This is a genomic window from Bacillus sp. FCW2 (genome assembly GCF_021228595.1).
GTDB lineage: Bacteria > Bacillota > Bacilli > Bacillales > Bacillaceae > Bacillus > Bacillus velezensis.
This window is the reverse complement of sequence record NZ_CP089436.1, coordinates 2,467,608-2,487,866: the sequence shown is the minus strand read 5'-3', so window position 1 is coordinate 2,487,866 and position 20,259 is coordinate 2,467,608. Positions and strand designations below refer to the sequence as shown.

Genomic DNA, 20,259 nt, shown 5'->3' with positions numbered 1-20,259 from the left:
ACTTTATAAGTCCTGATATGCTTTTTCCCCGTGCATCGTTAAATCAAGCCCGAGTGACTCTTCTTCTTCACTGGCGCGCAGGGGAATGAACAGACCTACAATTTTAATGATAACGAAAGTGACAATAAATACAAATACATAGGTCGCCGCAATGGCCGCAATCTGCTTCCAGAGCAGTCCCGGATCGCCGTAAAACAGCCCGTTTGCCCCGCCGTCATTGACGGAAGTGGTGGCGAATAAACCGGTCGCGATGCCGCCCCATGTCCCCCCGATTCCATGCAGGCCGAAAGCGTCAAGCGCATCATCATAACCGAAAGTCTTTTTGAGCCAATAAACGCCCCAAAAGCAGACAAGCCCGCCGATGAAACCGATTACGATGGAAGAGAACGGCGTAACGAACCCGGCAGCCGGCGTAATGGCGACAAGCCCGGCGATAGCGCCTGATACAGCACCCAGCATGGTCGGTTTTTTGTTCAGCATCCATTCGATTAAAATCCAGCCGATAATTCCGGCTGCAGCCGCGGTGTTTGTGTTAATGAAAGCAAACATCGCGATACTGTCAAGCGTCAGGGCGCTGCCGACATTGAAGCCGAACCATCCGAACCAGATGAGCGCTCCGCCCAAGAACGTGTAAATTAAGTTGTGAGGGGAAGCCGCCGTGCCGTCTTTGCGTTTCCCGAGCACAATCGCCAGCACAAGCCCGGCGACCCCGGAAGAAATGTGGACGACGTTTCCGCCTGCGAAGTCAAGAGCGCCCATTTGGCCGATCCAGCCGCCGCCCCATACCCAGTGCGCAACGGGGGTATATACGAGGGAAGCCCACAAAAAGGAAAATACAAGAAAAGCACTGAATCTCATGCGTTCAGCAAATGCTCCGGAAATAATGGCCGTCGTCAGTACGGCAAACGTCATTTGGAACATCATGAACAAGGAATGCGGGATCGTATCACTGTAACTTCCGGGTTCAAAGCCGACCCCCTTCAGCCCCGCCCATTCAATCCCGCCAAGCCATGTATTGCCGGGGGCAAAAGCGAGTGAATATCCGTACAAAACCCAAACGACGGATACGATGGCGAGAGAAGAAAAACTATGCATCGCCGTGCTGAGCACGTTTTTGCTTTTTACCATTCCGCCGTAAAACAAAGCCAGCCCGGGGGTCATCAGCCACACGAGTAAAGCGCAAAAGAACATAAATACTGTATCGCCCATCTGCATGTTGTATTCCTCCGTCTCATTCAGAATGTAATTGTGATTAATTCATTATTATAGAGAAAAAAGAACGATAAAACATTTTCATGTAAGGTTATCTAACATGGTTTTTTGCGTTCATAATGTTGCTTTTTCAAATGGGTGTCGTGCGACTTTATATCCATAAAAATAGCGCCGGAGCACGGCGGAAGAAATCCTGTCCGGGAAAGAGTAAAATAAACGGGGTGAGAAACACTAACTGCATCAGGAGGAATCATTATGACAACATCATTAAATCTGCAATTTGAAAAAACGGCTTTGGTTCTTATTGATTTACAAAAAGGCATTGTGCCGATTGATAAAAGCGGTACCGTTGTGCCGAACGCGAAAAAATTAATTGATGTGTTCCGGGAAAAAGGCGGATTTATCAGCTTTGTGAACGTGGATTTTCATGACGGAGCGGATGCGCTGAAGCCGCTGACGGATGAAGAGGCGGCGGGCCATTCGGCTCCGCCGGCGGATTGGGCTGAATTTGTGCCTGACATCGGAGTGAAAGAAAACGATTATACGGTAACAAAACGGCAGTGGGGCGCGTTTTTCGGCACGGACCTGGATCTTCAGCTCAGAAGACGGGGAATCGACACGATCGTGTTATGCGGGATTGCGACAAACATCGGTGTGGAAAGCACGGCGCGGGAAGCTTTTCAGCTCGGGTATCAGCAAGTTTTCGTAACTGACGCGATGGCGACATTCAGCGATGAACAGCACGAAGCGACACTCAAGTTTATCTTCCCGAAAATCGGCAGAAGCCGGACGACGGAAGAATTTATCGCACAGACAAAATGACAATCTCCAAAAAAAGCCGCGTCCTGTTCTTGACGGCCGTGGCTTCGGGGACGATGCTGAACCCATTGAACTCGTCGATGATTTCTCTTGCGCTTCACAGTATTCAGCATGAATTTCACCTGTCGTTTACAACGGTGTCCTGGCTGATATCGTCCTTTTATCTTGCCAGCGCGGTGGCGCAGCCTGTTACCGGGAAGCTCGGTGATATGCTCGGCAGGAAGAAGCTGTTTTTGATCGGGCTTCTGCTTGTTGCCGTCTCGGCGGTCGGCGCGCCGTTTGCGCCGACTTTTATGACTTTGCTGATCATGCGGCTTTTTCAATCGATTGGAAGCAGCGCGATATATCCGTCCGGCGTCGGATTGATCCGTTCAAATATACAGGAGAAGCAGGCTTCGGCGCTGGCCGTCCTGTCAATCTTTGCATCAGCCATGACGGCGCTCGGTCCGACTCTCGGCGGTTTTCTGATCGTTTGGGGAGGGTGGCCGGCAATCTTTTTCGTCAATCTGCCGTTTATCATTCTCAGCTTTTTTCTCGGAATGTATATGTTTCCGAAAGATGAAAAACGCGAGATCGGCGGCTTGAAAGGCGTGCTTCGCCAGCTTGATACGATCGGGATACTTCTGTTTGCCGGGGCGATTATCCTTCTCCTGTCGTTTTTATTGTCCTTCAGTACGAAGCCTCACTATACAGAAGGCGTATTCGGGCTTTTGTTTGTCGGGCTGTTTATCTGGCGCGAGCTGAAAACAGAGAAGCCGTTTATTGATGTCAGGCTGTTTAAAACGCATCGGAAACTATCGTCGGTGTATATTCAATTTATTTTGCTGAATATATTCTTTTACTGCATCTTTTTCGGGCTTCCGAGCTATTTTCAGGATGAAATGCATTTGTCCGTTCAGACAAGCGGATTGATTATGCTGTTTATGTCGGGCATGAGTATTCTGGTGTCGCCTCTGACCGGAAAATGGATAGATAAGAAAGGGCTTCTTCAGCCGATTGTTGCCGGAACCTGCCTGACCGCGATCGGTGCGGTGCTGTTAACGTTTTTCTTTCTTCAGGCGCCTATGATAGGAAAAGGGCTGATCCTGTCCGTGCTGGGTGTCGGCTACGGCTTCGGAAATGTCACGTTTCAGGCGGCCATGCTGAAAACGAGCCCCGCCGACATGGTCGGAACAACGTCCGGCCTGTTTCAGACCTGCCGGTATCTCGGTTCGATTTTGTCTTCTGTCATTTTGGGCATTCTTTTCGGAAAAGAAATTACCGCCGGCCATTTTCATATGCTCGGCACGATTCTTATCGTTGTCGGCGCCGTAAGCCTTTTGATGGTATTCCGGTTTTCGGTTCTCCTCAAAAAAGCCTCTTAACAGGCAGGCGCAACAAAAAGAGACGGGCTCTCCCCGTCTCTTTTTTTGTGTAATGTGCTCAAAAATCAAAACGATTATTGTCGACAGCGACCAATGTTATTTACGGAATTTTCAGTTATATTTTTTCACATGTGATGTAAGGAAAACGTACATGCGGGAGGGAGAAAATGACAAAAACAACGAGTGATCGGCTGAGCAACAAAGATTTACTGCCTTTAGAAGACGGCGAACGGACATGGAAAGCGGTGAATTTTGCATCCATCTGGATGGGCTGTATTCATAATATCCCGACCTATGCGACTGTGGGCGGGCTCATTGCGATCGGTCTTTCTCCGTGGCAGGTGCTCGCCATTATCGTGACGGCGTCACTCATTTTGTTCGCCGCTTTGGCCTTGAACGGCCATGCCGGAACGAAATACGGACTGCCTTTTCCGGTCATTATCAGGGCTTCTTACGGAATATACGGCGCTAACATTCCGGCGCTTCTCAGGGCGTTTACAGCCATTATGTGGCTCGGAATTCAAACATTTGCCGGGAGCACGGCTTTGCACATTCTGCTTTTGAATATATGGCCGGGCTGGGGGAGTCTCGGCGGAGATTGGAATATATTTGGGCTTCATCTGCCGGGCTTTCTGTCGTTCATTTTCTTTTGGGGCATTCATCTGCTTGTGCTGCGGCACGGCATGGAATCAATCAAAAAATTTGAAGTGTGGGCGGGCCCGCTTGTTTATCTCGTCTTCGGCGGCATGGTCTGGTGGGCGATAGATATTGCCGGCGGGCTCGGACCGATTTACTCACAGCCGGGAAAGTTCCATACATTTTCTGAAACGTTTTGGCCGTTTGCCGCCGGAGTGACGGGCATTATCGGGATATGGGCGACATTGATTTTGAATATTCCTGACTTCACCCGGTTCGCTGCGTCGCAAAAAGAACAGATTCGCGGCCAGTTTTACGGCCTGCCGGGAACGTTTGCGCTGTTCGCGTTTGCGAGCATTACAGTGACATCCGGATCACAGGTAGCATTCGGAGAACCGATTTGGGATGTGGTGGAGATTTTGGCCCGGTTTGATAATCCTTTCGTTATCGCTCTTTCGGTCATCACACTTTGCATCGCCGCCGTCTCGGTTAACGTGGCGGCAAACATCGTGTCACCGGCCTATGACTTGGCGAATGTCCTGCCGAAGTATATTACATTCAGGAGGGGAGGGTATTTGACCGCCGTTTTGGCTCTGTTCACAATACCGTGGAAGCTGATGGAGAGCGCCACGAATGTTTATGCGTTTCTCGGACTCATCGGCGGGATGCTCGGACCGGTGGCCGGGGTGATGATGGCTGATTATTTTATCATCAGAAAAAGGCAGCTCTCAGTTGAAGACCTTTATTCGGAAACCGGACAGTACACTTATTACAAAGGCTATAATTACCGGGCCTTTGCCGCGACTTTTCTCGGCGCGTTTATTTCTTTAATCGGGATGTACGTCCCGGCGTTCGCCGGCATCTATGATATTTCCTGGTTTGCGGGTGTCATTTTGTCGTGTCTCGGTTATTCGGCGCTTATGTATATTCATCCTCCTTATGCAAAAGCGGAGGGACGAATCGTGCGGGAAAGAGCGGCCGAATAAAAAAAGCCGGGGGCTGCCCCCGGCTTTTTGTCATATCAGTCTGCGATTGAAACGTTTCCGTCCGCTTCAAGCGGCGTTCTTTTTTTCTGGCTCCAGCCATACAGGAGCAATGCAATCAGGACGAACAGCCCCGCTGCCAGATAAATCGAATGGAATCCGGCGGAAGCGACGAAGAGGCCGAATACATATGACCCGCCGGCAATCCCGCTGTCAAAGAAAGTGAAGAAGGTAGCCGTCGCAAAGCCTGAACGGTGTCCGGGCGAGTTCTGAATCGCCAGCGTCTGCATACACGGTACGATCGAGCCGTATCCGAGACCGATTACGGCTCCGGACAAGAGAAGCATGAGGGCGCTGTTTGTCATCGCCAGCATGCAAAGCCCCGCGGAGAACACGATAATCGACGGATAGATGACGATTCCCGGCCCCACTCTGTCAAACAGCTTTCCTGTGAAAGGACGGGCGGCCATCATCGTCACTGCGAAACAGACGAAGAAATAGCCGCTGACATCCAACAGGTGGATCGTCTTTGCATAAACGGATAAATATGAAGTCACACTTGAATAACAGAAAGAAATGGACAACCCGACAATCGCGATTTTAAGCGCGCCTTTTTCAAACATGTCGGAGAAAGAAAAACGGAAGACTGTCGTTCCGCTGTTGTTTTGATCCGGCACACGAATCATAAAAGCAATCAGCAAGCCTAAAGAAACAAATACGGCAAAAATCGTAAAGAAAACCGGGAACGAAATGACTTTCACAAGGCTCAGCCCGAGAAAAGGACCGATCGCCATGGCAAGGTTCATAGACATCGCGAAATAACCGAGCCCCTCGCCGCGCCGCTTGGCGGGAATAATGTCAGCGGCAATTGCGCCCGTGACCGTCGTTAAAATGCTGAACCAGATGCCTTGGAAAAAACGCAGTCCGAGCAGCAGATAGAAATTGTGTATCGGCAAATACAGATAAGAAGACAGGGCGAACAGCGCCAGAGATACAATCGTCATTCTTTTCTTGCCGAACCGTTCAATAATCGCCCCTGAAAAAGGACGGGTGATAATAGCAGATAACAGGAACAGGCTGATCAAAAGCCCTCCTTGCGATTCACTGCCGCCAAGCTCCTGAATCATATAGATAGGCAGCACGGCCAAAAATGTATAAAAGAACACAAAGACAAATAAATTCACGAGTACGACCATAATAAAATCTTTGGTCCAGATCGAGTCAGATTTACTCAAAAGTACAGCACTTCCCTTTCTTTATTATTTCGTTAAAAACACATTCAGAAACTCAGAAAAAGCTTCCTTATCTCCATCCTGGAAATCCGCAAGCATGTCTTCCTCGAACTTCAGCATCTCTTGATTGATGCTGTCGTATTTCAATTCAGCTTCCTTCGTCAGGACGACGAGCTTTTCCCGCTTGTCTTCTCCCTGTTCCCGCTGAATCCAGCCGTTTTCTTCAAGGCGTTTGATCGTTCTGGTAACGGTCGGCGCCTCTACGTTCAGATAGGACCAGATTTCTTTTTGGGTCATCGGTCCGATCGTTTTTAAGCAATATAGGATTGACCATTGAGAGGAGTACAGGCCGAATGGTTCCAGCCGTTCATTGGCTTTCTTCGTAATCAGGCGGGCGCATTGATTGATTTGATGAATGAGGCGTCTGTTGACGTGGATCATTTCCGTTCTCCTTTTCAAAAAACTTACCTAAGTAACTAATTGTGCTGTTTCATTCTACAGCAGGATCGCGCGGATGTAAACCCCCCGTTCAAAAAGCAGAAAATTATGACCCGCCCCTTGTCCTTATTGAGTTTTTAGCATATTCCCAATTCATTGCTAATACACTGTTACAAACCTATCAAAGAGAGTGTTTGAGGTGAGGGATCGTGGGCATATTTCTAAAACCTTCTTATATAATCGGACAACGAAGAAGCTGCATCATCAGTGAATCTGTTACAGAATACGGATCTCATTTCACACTTCTCACATCCAACTGGGGAGGTCGAGTGGTGTGCACGATTACATCAAAGAGCGAACAATCAAGATTGGTAAGTATATCGTGGAGACGAAAAAAACCGTTCGTGTCATTGCGAAAGAGTTTGGTGTTTCCAAAAGTACCGTACACAAAGATCTGACGGAGCGCCTGCCTGAAATTAATCCTGACTTGGCGAATGAAGTAAAAGAAATACTCGATTATCATAAATCCATCAGACATTTAAGAGGGGGAGAGGCGACGAAATTAAAGTACAAGAAGGATGAAATTCTTGAAGGGGAGCCCGTTCAGCAGCCGTAGCGCCTGACGTCTGCCGGGCCCTTTTTTCTCCTCCCGGGCGGTTTCGCGAATATCCGCAAAATTTTGTCAAGAACTTATATCGTTCAGCAGCTTTTTTTTGATAAATTATGATAATATATATAATTAGGGCACAATGTGGATATTTTACTGTGAAACAGATATCAAGGAGGATATAAATAGATGTTTGCAAGGGATATTGGAATTGACCTCGGTACTGCAAATGTACTGATCCATGTAAAAGGAAAAGGAATTGTTCTGAATGAGCCTTCCGTTGTGGCACTTGATAAAAACAGCGGCAAAGTGCTGGCTGTCGGTGAAGAAGCCAGACGAATGGTTGGACGTACACCTGGGAATATTGTTGCGATCCGTCCGCTGAAAGACGGCGTAATCGCAGACTTCGAAGTAACAGAAGCCATGCTGAAACATTTCATTAATAAGCTGAATGTAAAAGGACTTTTCTCAAAACCGCGCATGCTGATCTGCTGCCCGACGAATATTACATCCGTTGAGCAAAAAGCGATTAAAGAAGCAGCTGAAAAAAGCGGCGGAAAGCATGTGTACCTTGAAGAAGAACCGAAAGTTGCCGCTATCGGCGCGGGTATGGAAATCTTCCAGCCGAGCGGTAACATGGTTGTTGACATCGGAGGCGGTACGACAGATATCGCAGTTATTTCTATGGGCGATATTGTCACCTCCTCTTCTATTAAGATGGCTGGGGACAAGTTTGACATGGAAATCTTAAATTATATCAAACGCGAGTATAAGCTGCTGATCGGTGAACGTACCGCTGAAGATATTAAGGTGAAGGTCGCAACGGTTTTCCCAGACGCACGTCATGAAGAAATCACCATCCGCGGCCGTGACATGGTTTCCGGTCTGCCGAGAACGATTACAGTAAACAGCAAAGAAGTAGAAGAAGCCCTTCGTGAATCAGTTGCCGTCATTGTGCAGGCCGCCAAGCAGGTTCTTGAAAGAACACCGCCTGAATTGTCCGCTGACATCATCGACCGCGGCGTTATCATTACCGGCGGGGGAGCGCTGTTAAACGGGCTTGACCAGCTTCTTGCCGAAGAGCTGAGGGTGCCTGTTCTTGTCGCTGAGAACCCGATGGATTGTGTTGCGGTCGGAACCGGCGTCATGCTGGATAACATGGACAAGCTTCCAAAACGCAAACTGAGCTGATGATAAAACCTCATTCTGAAAAAGAATGGGGTTTTTTTCTGCCAAACCCTTCACGAACGGGAATGTAAATCCGATAATAAGAAAAAATGCTGATTTTCATTATAGAACAAATGTTCCGGTGGTGCAACTGGAAATAATGCTATTTCAGAGGTGGAAGACTTGTTAAAAGGATTATATACCGCAACGTCCGCAATGATTACACAGCAGAGAAGAACGGAAATGCTGTCAAATAACATCGCAAACGCGAATACATCAGGGTACAAAGAGGATCAAGGTTCAATCCGCGCCTTTCCCGAGATGCTTCTGAGCCGAATAGAAGGCGACAAAAAAACGAAAATCGGCTCCGTCAACACAGGCGTATACATGCAGGAGCTGAAACCGTTGTTTACGCAGGGAAGCCTGAAAACGACCGATCAGCCGACGGATATCGCGCTGATGGAGAATCAGGTTCCCAAGAATGCCGAAACGAATGAAAACGCCGAGCTGTTTTATCCCGTGCAGACCGCGGGCGGCGTCCGCTATTCAAAAAGCAGCACTTTCTCATTAAATGAAAACAATCAGCTTACGATAAACGGAAACCTTGTGTTATCAACAAACGGACAGCCGATTACAGTCGACAATGAAAAATTCACCGTATCAGAAAACGGAACGGTCACGACAAACGGCCGGCCGGCGGGGCAGATTGACATCAGAATGGAAGAAGACGTGCGCAATCTGAAACGGGACGGCAATGACCTATACAGCACGGCCGACGGCTCTGAACTGCCGAGCGCGGCGGCGAATCCCCAAGTCTCGTATTCATTAAAGCAAGGCGTCTCGGAGCTTTCGAACGTGGACGTGACGAGCACGTATACAGAAATGACGGAAGCATACAGATCATTTGAAGCCAATCAGAAAGTCATTCAGGCTTACGATAAAAGCATGGATAAAGCCGCAAATGAAATCGGCAAAGTGTAACAAAATGGGGGACGTTCAATTATGATGCTCAGATCAATGCTGACGGCTTCAACAGCCTTAAATCAGCTTCAGCAGCAGATGGATACAGTCAGCAGCAACCTTTCAAACAGTGATACGACAGGCTATAAAGCGAGGGACTCCCGCTTTTCCGAGCTGATCAGACAGCAGTATGACCATATAGATGACAAAAAGGAAAATTCGCCGGACATGCGGAAAACGCCGCCCGGCCTGCGTCTCGGCGCCGGAACGGTCATGACCCCGCAGCTGGACTCAGGGCAGGGAAGCATCAAAAAAACCGACCGTGACCTTGATATCGCGTTCACATCACCTTATCAATATCTTCAGGCAGAAGCGGACGGACGGCGGGTGTATACAAGGGACGGCTCACTTTCCCTCAAGCCGGCCGGCGGAAATGACCGGCTGCTTCAGCTGATGACAGCGGGAGGCAATCCCATTCTCGATGAGAACGGTCAGCCCATACAAATTGACAGTTCGCTGACTCAGCTGAAAATCAGCAAAACCGGAACGCTGACTGCTTCAGACCAGGCGGGAACCCGTTCGCAGACGTTTAATCTCGGCATCGTCAATGTCAATAATCCTCAGGCGCTTCATGCGGAAGGGGATAATCTGTTTTCCGTAAACGGCGCGGGGGCTTCAGCGATTGAAGAGCTTACCGGCGCAAACCGGCAGGCAATCGGCATGGAGCAGGGCGCGCTTGAAAGTTCAAATGTCGATATGTCAAAAGAAATGACCGACTTAATCGTGTCTCAGCGTTCCTATCAGCTGAACAGCCGCACGATTACATTGGGAGACCAAATGCTGGGCTTAATCAACTCAGTCAGATAAAAGAAGGGGCGTTTTGATCAGCCGCGCATGATAAAAAATGCGGCTTTCTCAAAATCGCCCTTTTTTTTGTAGTAATCAGTAATATCCTGAAGCAGCACTTCCAAATCCACCCACGCTTCAATTTTCTGCAGCTCCAGCACAAGCTTCTGCAATCGGTCGTACGGGTCCTCCTGAGCGGTGTACAGTATGTTGAGCGCGGTCAGCTTCAATTTCATAATCTTGTTCTGCACTTTTTCAGATATGTATAAACCTTTCTGCAGCACGGTTTGTCCTTCGGCGGCAGAACCGGTTTTAAAAAGTGCTCTGACCGCTTCGTATACACAATGAAGGTAGGAAACGGGAGACTCTTTCTCGAAACGCTGATTGCCCAATACCTTTTTGTAAAAAGGGAGGGCCTCTTTATCTTTTTTCTGGGCGGTCTTTAAAAAACCAAAATTATAATAGGCGTGGCACAGCAGGTTATTGTCATTGATCCGGTCCGTTATCTTTATGGATTCATTAAAGAGCTGTTCTGCGTCTTCATAGCGTGCCTCGTCTATATAATTCACGGCGAGAAGCAGCCGGCAGCTGAGCGTTTTTTTGATGTAGCCGGCTTCATCTTGATAGATTTCCAGCGCTTTATTGACATATTGAATGGAGAGCGCAGGCGACTTCATCATGTAATATGCACCCGCTGTTTTATAATAAAATTCAGCGGCTTCGAAACGGTCCTGTATGGCCGGCAGGTACTGTTCAGCTTCTTTAAAGCGGCAGACAGCACGGTTCGGAGCGCCATTCACCATATGGAATAACCCTTTGAAAAAATAGAAATAATAAGTTAATTCATGATCCATCTCATCTTTGCGCCGCTTCAGCTCGCAGAACAGTTTATTCAGACCGTCTTTTTTCTCAAACAGCAGCTGAAACCGTGCGAAAAACAGCTGATATCTGAGTTTGAGCTTTGCATTCTTTTGTAATTTGGGGAGATGCTGATTGATTTGTTCGTGAAGGGAACGGGCTAGATCGAATTGGCGTTTTCCCATGGCGTCATACCACTCATTCAGCATCACCCGCGTACGTTTTTCAGTAAACTTAGCAATCATCTTCCAACCTCTTTGCATAGGGTAAAAATCTTTATTTATCATAACACATTAATGGACGAGGCTCATTGCCAGCTGGTTACAGTTTACAGCGCGGTTGAAAAAGAAATTGATTCATAATATACTTCCAAATGTACAGATTGGTTGCCACATATACCTTCTATACATACTATTGTCGATGAAGGAGATGTCAAGAGAATGCTTGATACTCAGCAAATTAAAGAAATTATTCCCCATCGCTATCCGTTTCTTCTGGTAGACAGAATTACGGAAGTCGAAGAAGGAAAACGGGCGGCGGGATATAAAAATGTGACGGCGAATGAAGATTTTTTCAACGGCCATTTTCCTGAATACCCTGTTATGCCGGGCGTATTAATCGTAGAGGCTTTGGCGCAGGTCGGAGCGGTTGCGATGCTGATTAAAGAAGAAAACCGGGGCAGACTTGCATTTTTTGCGGGGATTGATAACTGCCGTTTCAAAAAGCAGGTAAAACCGGGTGACAAGCTGGAGCTTGAGGTTGATATTACCCGCGCGCGCGGTACGATCGGACGCGGCAAAGGCGTTGCCAAAGTTGACGGCGAGCTCGTGTGTGAAGCTGAATTAACTTTTGCGCTCGGAGAATAAAAACAAACAAATGGGCTTATAAAAAAGCCCATTTTGTATAGAAAGGGGTGAATCTAATGTGGTCAGAATTTAAAAGCTTTGCGATGCGGGGCAATATCATGGATCTGGCAATCGGTGTCGTCATCGGCGGCGCTTTCGGCAAAATCGTGACGTCGCTCGTTGAAGATATCATCATGCCGCTTGTCGGCCTGCTTCTCGGCGGTCTTGACTTTTCAGGGCTGGCCGTGACATTCGGCGAGGCTCATATCAAGTACGGAAGCTTCATTCAAACGATTGTGAACTTCTTCATTATTTCATTTTCTATTTTTATCGTGATCCGCACAATAGGCAAGCTGAGACGTAAAAAAGAAGCAGAAGAAGAGGCTGAAGAAGCCGAGGAAACAGATCAGCAGACAGAACTGCTGACTGAAATCAGAGATCTGCTGAAACAGCGGGCTCCTCACAATGACTAAGGCACAAAAAAAGGCTGGATGATTAACGTCCGGCCTTTTTCATGATTATAATTTTTGTTTAAACGCTTCAATCAGCCGGCTGCCCGAGTAGCCTTCTTTCACGAGCGACTCCAGAATGCTTTCTGATCCGGGGTGATTTCTTGACACCATTTGACCGTAAATTAAAACTTGTATACTTCTTTCCAGCTCGACGATATTTTTGATGCTTCCCGTCAGCTGGGCGGGACGGTTGCTTTTTTTCGTAATCGTTACAAACACCTTCGCTTCTTTCTGGCTTTTCATCAGCATGTCAAAAAAAGAAAAGTGTTCGGCCGGGACCAGTGCTTCAATTAACCAGTGATTTTCTCCGTCCTCTTTGTTAATAATCAATCCGTCTAAAAGGGGAAACTGCTCAATCGGCTGATCGTCTTTATCTAAACGTTCCACATTCAGATCAACCAGTTTAAAGGTTTTCATCTCTTATTTTCACCCCTGTTGTCCATGTTTTTCGTTCATTTATTATAACACATATCATTTTTCCCGGGAAAATGCTGTAAGACATGCTTCATCATTTTTGTAGGCGGTCAACATTTAATCATTTCTATTTTTTCATTATAATGTAAAAGAATATGGTCATGGAGAGATGCTTATGAATCAATTGCGCCTGAAGGAAATCTATATAGAAGACGGTTCAAGGCGAAAAGACGATCATTCCTACTTGGTATGCAAAAAGGAAGATTGTGAGGTGCATCTTAACAGAAGGGGAAATGTCGTCTTTTTATATGAAACAAAAGACCGCATGGAACAGTATAAAATTCAGCTTTCACTGACTGATAAAAAGCTGAGTTTTTACTGGTTCGCATGGGACGGCGGAAAGTTTGTCCGCATGTTTGAGAAAGACTGGCTCAAAACGAAACTTTTCTCGCGGCTGCTCAAAAATACATATTACATAAGCGGTCAAAAACAAAAGTTTTTTTTATCAGAAAGAAAAACGAAAACATAAGAGCAGCCTGAACGAATAACGGCTTTATCCGCTTTTTGCTTTCACGAGCCCTTGTACTACAATGAAGCCAGCCTCGAAAAAGAGAGGAGGATACGGCTTGTTTAACCACGTTATGCTTGTCGGCCGGCTGACGAAAGACCCGGAGCTCCGTTTTACATCAGCGGGCATTCCCGTCGCGCATATTACGTTGGCGGTAAACCGCAATTTTAAAAGCGCGTCGGGTGAAACCGGAACCGACTTCGTCAACTGCACCATCTGGAGAAAAAACGCTGAAAACACGGCATTGTACTGCCAAAAAGGGTCAATGGTCGGTGTGAGCGGCAGAATCCAGACGAGAAGCTATGAAAAGACAGACGGCGTAAAAGTTTATGTGACCGAGGTCATGGCTGATACCGTTCGGTTTATGGATCAAAAACGGAAAGAGCCGCTGGCTGAATAGCATGCTTTTTTCCTCGATTTCCCGCCATTCAGCGGACCCCGCAATACCTCCTTCCCACTCGCCAGTCGAAAGACTGGTTTTTTTGTGCGGGAGCTAAAAAATGGTTAAAAAGAAGTGATTTCGCTTATGAATACTTAAAAACATTGAATATATCGGGATAAAAACTTATAATTACTTACAGATAAGTGACGAAAAAGGGAATGAGGACGTGTATCAAGAAGAAAGACTGATTGCGATAATGGAATATTTGAAACAGCATCGGCGGATCACCGCTGAACAGATATGTTCGCTGCTTCATATTTCAAGAGATACCGCAAGAAGGGACCTTGTAAAGCTGAAAGAGCGCGGGGCCATTATCAGAACACGGGGCGGCGCGATTCTGCCGTCGGTGAATCAGGAAGTTCCGGGCTATTCGGGCCGGCTGAAAACCGTTTCTGAAGAGAAAAACAAAATCGGCAGGCTGGCCGCATCCCTGATCCATAAAGGAGACCGGATCATCCTGGACACTTCGACAACCGTGCAGGCCTGCGCGGAGCATTTAAATGTCACCGGCTGCACTGTTATTACAAATTCGATCAATCAGGCCGATATCCTTTCCGCAAAAGAGGGAATTGATATTCACCTGCTCGGCGGAAAGCTCCAGAAGGAACACCGGTTTTTATACGGGGCTTCCGTCGTAGAAAAACTGGGGGATTATCACGCCGATAAGGTGCTGATCGGCGTTGTCGGCATCTCGGAAAACGGCCTGACGATACCTCATGAAGAAGACGGCATGGTAAAGCGTAAAATGATCCGACAGGCGGAACAGGTGATTGCGCTGAGCGATCACTCCAAGCTTGGCCGTACGAGTTTTTATCAGTATGCAGACCTGCACGAGGTTGACCTGCTGATTACCGATCGGCTGCCTGATCAGGATTTTTGCGATCTGCTCGACCGGCACGGCGTAGAATTGCTTGTAACTGAATCTGAAGAAGAGGATGAGGACATGTGAAACTGATTGCCATAGATCTGGACGGCACACTGCTGAACAGCAGTCATCAAGTAAGCGATGAAAATGAGCGGGCTTTAAGGGAAGCCCGGCAAGCGGGAATTGAAATCGTGGTTTCCACGGGACGCGCGCATTTTGACGTGCACTCCATATTCGAACCGCTCGGCATAAAAACGTGGGTCATCAGCGCAAACGGAGCCGCCATTCATGCTCCTGACGGCAGCCTGTACCACTGTGATGCGATTGAAGAAACAAGAGCCCGAGGGATTTTGTCCTGGCTTGAAGAGAATCAATATTACTATGAGGTGTTTACAAACAAAGCCATCTATACGCCTGAAACCGGCAGGCAGCTGCTCGATATCGAAATGGACCGGGTGAAAAGCGCCAATCCGGAAACCGATCTTTCCGTTTTGGAACAGGCGGCTTCAGTGCAATACAGCCAGTCCGGCTTTGCTTACATTCATTCATACCGTGAGCTCTTTGAGAAAGAAGAGCATCTGGATTTTTATAATATTCTCGGATTTTCGTTTGATGAGCGGAAGCTGAAAGCGGGCTGGGACCGATTCAGCGGTCAGAAAGATCTCACCCTTGTCAGCTCTGCCGACCACAACTTCGAACTGGCGTCTCGAAACGCCTCTAAAGGGCAGGCGCTCAAACGGCTGGCGCAAAAGCTCGGCATTCCGATGGCTGAAACCGCCGCGGTCGGTGACAGCTTAAATGACTATTCAATGCTTCAGGCGGCCGGAAAAGGCATAGCGATGGGGAATGCGAGAGAAGATATTAAGGAGATCGCTGATGCCGTTACATTGACAAATGATCAAAACGGCGTTGCGCATATGATCAGGAATTTACTGTGAAAGGTATGGCGATACTGTTCATGACTGGCGTGACGCATTCATGGCAAATGCGGCGTAACAGTAAGGACGACATAAAAGACCGGCTCTTCTGAGAGAGCCGGCCTTTTTGCGTTTAATGTGATTGCGCCGATGCGCTGAGGGTGAATAATTCTTCAAGCTCAGCGGATGACAGCTCGGTAATCCAATTTTCACTTTGGATAATCTGATCGTTCAGCGTTTGTTTCGTTTCTAGCATCGCATCAATTTTTTCTTCAATCGTTCCCGTCGTAATGAGTTTGTGAACATGGACGAACCGTTCCTGGCCGATTCGGTAGGCGCGGTCGGTCGCCTGGTTTTCCACCGCCGGATTCCACCATCTGTCATAGTGAATGACATGGTTGGCAGCCGTCAGGTTCAGGCCGGTTCCGCCCGCTTTCAGTGACAAAATCAGCGTCGGGTATTCTTTCTTCTGGAACCGTTCGACGAGAGAATCGCGTTCCTGCTTGGACAGGCTTCCGTTTAAAAACTGAACCGGTTCTCCGAATGCTTTTTCCAGGAGGCGCTTCATCATGTTGCCCATCTGAATGTATTGGGTGAAAATGAGGCAGCTTTCCCCTTGTCCGCGGATCGCCGCCATTAAATCAAGCAGCTTTTCCAGTTTGACGGATCTCCCGTTTAACAGCTCTGTCTGTTCTTCCTTCAAATAGAGCGCAGGATGGTCGCATACTTGTTTCAAGCGGCCGAGCATGCTCAAAATCAGCGCTTTCCGCTGCATCCCGGTCAGAGAAGCCATATGTTCAAATGTATCTTTGACAAGCTGTTCATAAAGGGATGCCTGTTCGGCTGAGAGCGGGATAAACTCTTTTTGTTCCAGCTTGTCAGGAAGATTAAGCGCCACTTCTTCATCCCGTTTTGTCCGGCGCAGTAAAAACGGCCGGATTAACTGCTGAAGCTGGTTGATTCTTTTTTCGTCACGGTCTTTCTCAATCGGCAGCACATAGCGTTTATGAAAGCCGGTCAGACTGCCGAGATAGCCTTTGTTCATAAAATCAAAGATCGACCAAAGCTCTGTCAGGCGGTTTTCCATCGGTGTTCCGCTCAGCGCGATATGATGGACGCCTTTCAGCTTTCTGATCGCGCGGGACTGCTTCGTATGCGCGTTTTTAATATTTTGCGCTTCATCAAGGCAGATGGTGCTCCATGTCACGGAAGAAAGCTCTTCCTGATCGGCGTGCGACAGGCCGTAAGAAGTAAGAACGACGTCCGCGTCCTGATAGGCCGGGACAAATGCTTCCCCCTTCGGCCGGCGGGGGCCGTAATGAAGCACGGCCTTCAGCTGCGGCGCGAAGGTCTGGAGCTCACGCTGCCAGTTGCCGAGCACCGATGTCGGCGCAATGATTAAGGCAGGCGCTTTTTGCCGGCCGCTTTCCTTCACATGGAGAAAATAAGCGATCATCTGAATCGTCTTTCCAAGTCCCATGTCATCTGCGAGACAGGCGCCGAAGCCGTTTTCCCGTAAAAACAGAAGCCAGTTCATGCCGTACATCTGATAAGGGCGGAGCTGGCCCTGAAACGCGGCGCTGACTTCATGTTCCGGCAGATCCCGGGCTTCCGTCAGTTTGCGGATCAGGCTTCTGAGATGCTTTGATAATTCGATCTTGATCCCGGCAAATGCCGATGAGTCAATGATGTCCGTGTCCTCGGCTCCGTTTTCCCCGTGATCCATCAGTTCGCGCGCCAGCACGTCGGACATGTGGAGGCCCTCAGATTCCGCTTTTTCCATCAGTTTTTTCATCTGTTTAATAAATTGCGGATCAATTTTCACCCATTGGCCGCGGATGTTGACGAGACGTCTGTTGTTTGCGACAAGCTCATTGAATTCATCCTCTGTCAGCTCAATTCCGTTAGTGGCGAATCTCCAGTTGAAATCAAGCAGAGCGTTCATGCCGACGAAGGACTCGCCCCGCGGGGAGGATGACACTTTCGCCTTGAGCATCATATTGCTGTCCCGGACAATCTGCCACCATGATGGGAGAAGAATCTCCACACCCATATCGACAAGCGTCTCACTCGCTTCCGATAAGAAGATCCATGCCTCTTCTTCAGAAATCAGCGTCGTTCCTGAATCAAACGAAAGCCAGGGAACCGTTCTGCGGAAGCGGTCCTGTTCGCGCGCGATTTTTCCGCTGTATGCCTGCCACGCTTTTTTCAGTCCCTTCAGTCCGTCGAAAAAGGTGATGGAGCCGGTTTTTTTCTCACGTAAAAACATTTCGATTTTCCAGTCGTCACCGTCAAAATCAGGCTCGTTTAATCGGAGCCCGACGGTAAACGGCGTCACATCGTCATGCCAGCCGATTCCCTCGAGAAAATCATCTTCATCCAAAAAGGAGCCTTTAAACGTATGAACGGCCGGTGAGCGGGTTTCGATCTGCCGCCATTTTTCCAGCAGGTCATCATTGTACTGAATGTAGTCCTGGACCGCGGCTGAGAACCAGTCTGCCGTAAAGCCTTCCAGCAAAAGCTCACGGTCTTTGAAGCGCAGGACGCCATTTTGCCAAGCCTCATAGTCCGGAAGAAAATCGCCGTCGGCAATAAATTCGTATATCGTCGAAGCCGCTTCGATTAATGGTTCCGTTTCCTTTGTCAGCTGCACGGTGCTGAATGAATTGAACGAGTTTTTTCCGAGCAGCTCGACGGTCATCCACGGGCTGAGCAGAACGGCCGGAGTGCCTATGAAGCTGACGTCTTCAAGAAACGTTCCGTAAAAGGTGGACTCATGCCATTGGAACAAATGAGTCTTCATCTGACTGAGAGTAAGCGGCTGCTCCTTCTCATCATGGCTTGACAGCGTAAATGTCCAATCTTCCATTTGTTCTACATGAATGAAAATTTCCTTAAGACTCGCCATCAATCAACTTTCCTTTCTGCAATTCTTCTTGAAGGGCGCGCAGCCTCTTGTAACTTGCGCTCAGCCGGCTGATATACCGCTCCCATACCTGCTGTTTTTTTGCCTTTTTATAAAGCGTCCGCAGTTTTTTCAGATGGCGTGCAGCCTCTTTATAGGCGCTGCGGTTTTTTTGGTCGATAAAAAAGGCCGCCGCCCGGTGATAGGAGGGGATGAGCGCTTCCGGATCACTGGCGGCAATTTCCTTCAGGATGTCCTTTTCGATTTCCCAGACGGAAAAACCGACGAGGCTGTGAATCTCCACCCACTCCGCGTACCGCCGTTTTTCGTACAGGTACTGGCTGTATTCGGTAAAGGTATAGGGAAGGCAGCCGGAAGCAAACCGTTCAAACAGCTGATCATCCCGTGAGTGCCGCGCATAATCCGCCAATAGCGCAAACAGCTCTCCGATGATGTCGCGCATTTCTTTAAACGGCTTATCAAGCTTCGTATAGTTCACGGCAAGCGGTTCGATCCGGCCATACCATGTTTTCAGCCGTTTCCAGTCTTTTTTCGCGGTGAGTTCACCGAGCCATTGAAAGGTATACGGCAGCGCTTCAGGAGGGAAGCGGGACATATCTTGGAAGACCGCTTCATCATCTTTTTGCAAAAAGGCCAGATGAAGCCGTCCGAACCGCACTTCCGGTGAAAAACGGCGCCCGCTTTCCTGTGCGAGAATCTCCTGTTCACGCGCGACCCATTTCGGCCGGTTCAAAAGCGCGCTCCACATCTCACCGAATACCCGGAGGCGTTCGTATTGAAAAAGCTCTTCTTTCACAAGCAGTCTGCGCAGCACCGGGGGCGTCCGGTCTAAAAAAGGATCGAGTGAAAAAGACAAGGCGTACGTTTTCAGTCTGTCAATGGAGGAATAAATCGTATCCATCAGCTGTTCCACGTATGGATTGATGCTGTAATAATCTTTTTCGGCATCCAATCTGCCTGACTCAATCAAAGTGAACATGTGAAGCCAGACGGCAAGCGCCGAATGAATCTGATATAAGCTTTTAAGCTCGGGTTTTTTCGGGGCGTGTTTTTTGAGCGCTGACAGATAGCCGTAATAAAGGCCCTGCATCGTCTGGCTTCCGGCCGGCGTCCGCGCCTCCCACAGCGAGAATTCCGAATCAAAAAAAGCGAGCCAGCTTGACAGCGACTCTTCATTCGGCAGCACTTTTTCCTGAAACTGCCGGCGGACAAGCTCCCTGCTTTCCTCAAGCTTTTCTCTTTCCAGCCAATGTTCGGTAAAGGTACCGACCCGCTCGAATTGGGCATATACGTAAAGAAAAACGGCCAGTACGTGGCGGCAGATCGCCTCAGACGGGCATGCGCAGCCGCTTTTCACCATGAAAAATAAGTTCAGCGTGACCCTTACAGGCACAACATCCTGCACATATGCGGAAATCTCTGTCGGGGTTTGAACCTGTATACGATAGACGGAATCCTGCCGATATAAAATGAGTGCTTTCTTCATCAGCTGAACATTGTCTTCATTGTAAGGAAGAAGTTCTTTAAGCTGTTCAGCCGCTGCGAGCACATCTTCTTTAGCAATCATATCCTGAAGCATGATTATCGCTCCTAACGAGTCACAAAATAAAAAGATTCCAATTCCTCTATTATATCGCAACACATGGCC

Annotated in this window: 20 protein-coding genes; 13 read left to right on the top strand and 7 right to left on the bottom strand. The window is 48.3% G+C overall.

Features of this window, described 5'->3' with window-relative positions:
• Positions 1–3: 3 nt before the first annotated feature.
• On the bottom strand, positions 4–1,215 hold the full coding sequence (locus tag K3G25_RS12480; protein ID WP_003151223.1) for an ammonium transporter: 1,212 nt from the start codon (positions 1,213–1,215) through the stop codon (positions 4–6).
• A 252-nt stretch (positions 1,216–1,467) separates the two neighbouring features.
• Here K3G25_RS12480 and K3G25_RS12475 point away from each other — a divergent pair, with 252 nt between their 5' ends.
• The 3 genes from K3G25_RS12475 (at position 1,468) to K3G25_RS12465 (ending at position 5,017) form a co-directional block, all read left to right on the top strand.
• Complete coding sequence (locus K3G25_RS12475; RefSeq protein ID WP_012118644.1) at positions 1,468–2,034, top strand: isochorismatase family protein; 567 nt, start codon at positions 1,468–1,470, stop codon at positions 2,032–2,034.
• Positions 2,031–3,395 (top strand): MFS transporter, encoded by a 1,365-nt coding sequence (locus K3G25_RS12470; RefSeq protein ID WP_022553908.1) that lies wholly within the window; start codon positions 2,031–2,033, stop codon positions 3,393–3,395. Before K3G25_RS12475 ends, K3G25_RS12470 begins: the two co-directional genes overlap by 4 nt.
• 167 nt (positions 3,396–3,562) lie before the next feature.
• Complete coding sequence (locus tag K3G25_RS12465; RefSeq protein WP_022553907.1) at positions 3,563–5,017, top strand: NCS1 family nucleobase:cation symporter-1; 1,455 nt, start codon at positions 3,563–3,565, stop codon at positions 5,015–5,017.
• A 35-nt stretch (positions 5,018–5,052) separates the two neighbouring features.
• Here the strand turns inward: K3G25_RS12465 and K3G25_RS12460 are convergent, their stop codons facing one another.
• The gene (locus K3G25_RS12460) at positions 5,053–6,249 is read right to left on the bottom strand and encodes an MFS transporter (RefSeq protein WP_014419077.1); all 1,197 of its coding nucleotides are present in this window, start codon (positions 6,247–6,249) and stop codon (positions 5,053–5,055) included.
• 24 nt (positions 6,250–6,273) lie between these two features.
• Positions 6,274–6,687 carry a MarR family winged helix-turn-helix transcriptional regulator gene (locus K3G25_RS12455; RefSeq protein WP_007407562.1) on the bottom strand — a complete coding sequence of 138 codons (414 nt, stop codon included), beginning with the start codon at positions 6,685–6,687 and terminating at the stop codon, positions 6,274–6,276.
• 331 nt (positions 6,688–7,018) lie between these two features.
• On the opposite strand from K3G25_RS12455, the gene spoIIID reads away from it, so the two are divergent.
• The 4 genes from spoIIID to K3G25_RS12435 all read left to right on the top strand — a co-directional run bounded on the left by spoIIID (position 7,019) and on the right by K3G25_RS12435 (position 10,285).
• Positions 7,019–7,300, top strand: a complete 282-nt coding sequence (spoIIID, locus tag K3G25_RS12450; protein ID WP_003151236.1) for a sporulation transcriptional regulator SpoIIID — start codon at positions 7,019–7,021, stop codon at positions 7,298–7,300.
• Positions 7,301–7,480: 180 nt separating this feature from the next.
• Positions 7,481–8,482 carry a cell shape-determining protein Mbl gene (gene mbl / locus K3G25_RS12445; RefSeq protein ID WP_003151237.1) on the top strand — a complete coding sequence of 334 codons (1,002 nt, stop codon included), beginning with the start codon at positions 7,481–7,483 and terminating at the stop codon, positions 8,480–8,482.
• A gap of 159 nt (positions 8,483–8,641) precedes the next feature.
• Complete coding sequence (locus K3G25_RS12440) at positions 8,642–9,439, top strand: flagellar hook-basal body complex protein FlhO (RefSeq protein ID WP_007614310.1); 798 nt, start codon at positions 8,642–8,644, stop codon at positions 9,437–9,439.
• A 24-nt stretch (positions 9,440–9,463) separates the two neighbouring features.
• Positions 9,464–10,285, top strand: coding sequence for a flagellar hook-basal body protein (locus tag K3G25_RS12435; protein WP_014419076.1), 822 nt, complete (start codon positions 9,464–9,466; stop codon positions 10,283–10,285).
• A gap of 17 nt (positions 10,286–10,302) precedes the next feature.
• On the opposite strand, the gene K3G25_RS12430 is transcribed toward K3G25_RS12435, so the two are convergent.
• Positions 10,303–11,367, bottom strand: coding sequence for a tetratricopeptide repeat protein (locus K3G25_RS12430; protein ID WP_017418759.1), 1,065 nt, complete (start codon positions 11,365–11,367; stop codon positions 10,303–10,305).
• A 195-nt stretch (positions 11,368–11,562) separates the two neighbouring features.
• Here K3G25_RS12430 and fabZ point away from each other — a divergent pair, with 195 nt between their 5' ends.
• Entirely contained in the window at positions 11,563–11,988 is a 426-nt protein-coding gene (gene fabZ / locus K3G25_RS12425) for a 3-hydroxyacyl-ACP dehydratase FabZ (protein ID WP_003151242.1), read from the top strand.
• A 56-nt stretch (positions 11,989–12,044) separates the two neighbouring features.
• Positions 12,045–12,440 carry a large conductance mechanosensitive channel protein MscL gene (gene mscL / locus K3G25_RS12420; RefSeq protein WP_014419073.1) on the top strand — a complete coding sequence of 132 codons (396 nt, stop codon included), beginning with the start codon at positions 12,045–12,047 and terminating at the stop codon, positions 12,438–12,440.
• Between the two features lie 45 nt (positions 12,441–12,485).
• Here mscL and K3G25_RS12415 read toward each other — a convergent pair whose 3' ends face one another.
• Entirely contained in the window at positions 12,486–12,896 is a 411-nt protein-coding gene (locus K3G25_RS12415) for a YwpF-like family protein (RefSeq protein ID WP_007407558.1), read from the bottom strand.
• A gap of 172 nt (positions 12,897–13,068) precedes the next feature.
• Between K3G25_RS12415 and K3G25_RS12410 the strand changes: the two genes are divergently transcribed.
• The 4 genes from K3G25_RS12410 to K3G25_RS12395 all read left to right on the top strand — a co-directional run bounded on the left by K3G25_RS12410 (position 13,069) and on the right by K3G25_RS12395 (position 15,706).
• The gene (locus tag K3G25_RS12410; RefSeq protein WP_003151247.1) at positions 13,069–13,422 is read left to right on the top strand and encodes a hypothetical protein; all 354 of its coding nucleotides are present in this window, start codon (positions 13,069–13,071) and stop codon (positions 13,420–13,422) included.
• A gap of 97 nt (positions 13,423–13,519) precedes the next feature.
• On the top strand, positions 13,520–13,861 hold the full coding sequence (locus K3G25_RS12405) for a single-stranded DNA-binding protein (protein ID WP_003151249.1): 342 nt from the start codon (positions 13,520–13,522) through the stop codon (positions 13,859–13,861).
• A 208-nt stretch (positions 13,862–14,069) separates the two neighbouring features.
• On the top strand, positions 14,070–14,852 hold the full coding sequence (locus K3G25_RS12400) for a transcriptional regulator GlcR (protein ID WP_007614297.1): 783 nt from the start codon (positions 14,070–14,072) through the stop codon (positions 14,850–14,852).
• Positions 14,849–15,706, top strand: a complete 858-nt coding sequence (locus K3G25_RS12395; RefSeq protein WP_014419072.1) for a Cof-type HAD-IIB family hydrolase — start codon at positions 14,849–14,851, stop codon at positions 15,704–15,706. The genes K3G25_RS12400 and K3G25_RS12395 overlap by 4 nt, the downstream gene beginning before the upstream one ends.
• Positions 15,707–15,818: 112 nt before the next feature.
• On the opposite strand, the gene K3G25_RS12390 is transcribed toward K3G25_RS12395, so the two are convergent.
• The gene (locus K3G25_RS12390) at positions 15,819–18,593 is read right to left on the bottom strand and encodes a DEAD/DEAH box helicase (protein WP_232489325.1); all 2,775 of its coding nucleotides are present in this window, start codon (positions 18,591–18,593) and stop codon (positions 15,819–15,821) included.
• Positions 18,580–20,190, bottom strand: a complete 1,611-nt coding sequence (locus K3G25_RS12385; protein WP_014419070.1) for an SWIM zinc finger family protein — start codon at positions 20,188–20,190, stop codon at positions 18,580–18,582. The genes K3G25_RS12390 and K3G25_RS12385 overlap by 14 nt, the downstream gene beginning before the upstream one ends.
• Positions 20,191–20,259: the final 69 nt, after the last annotated feature.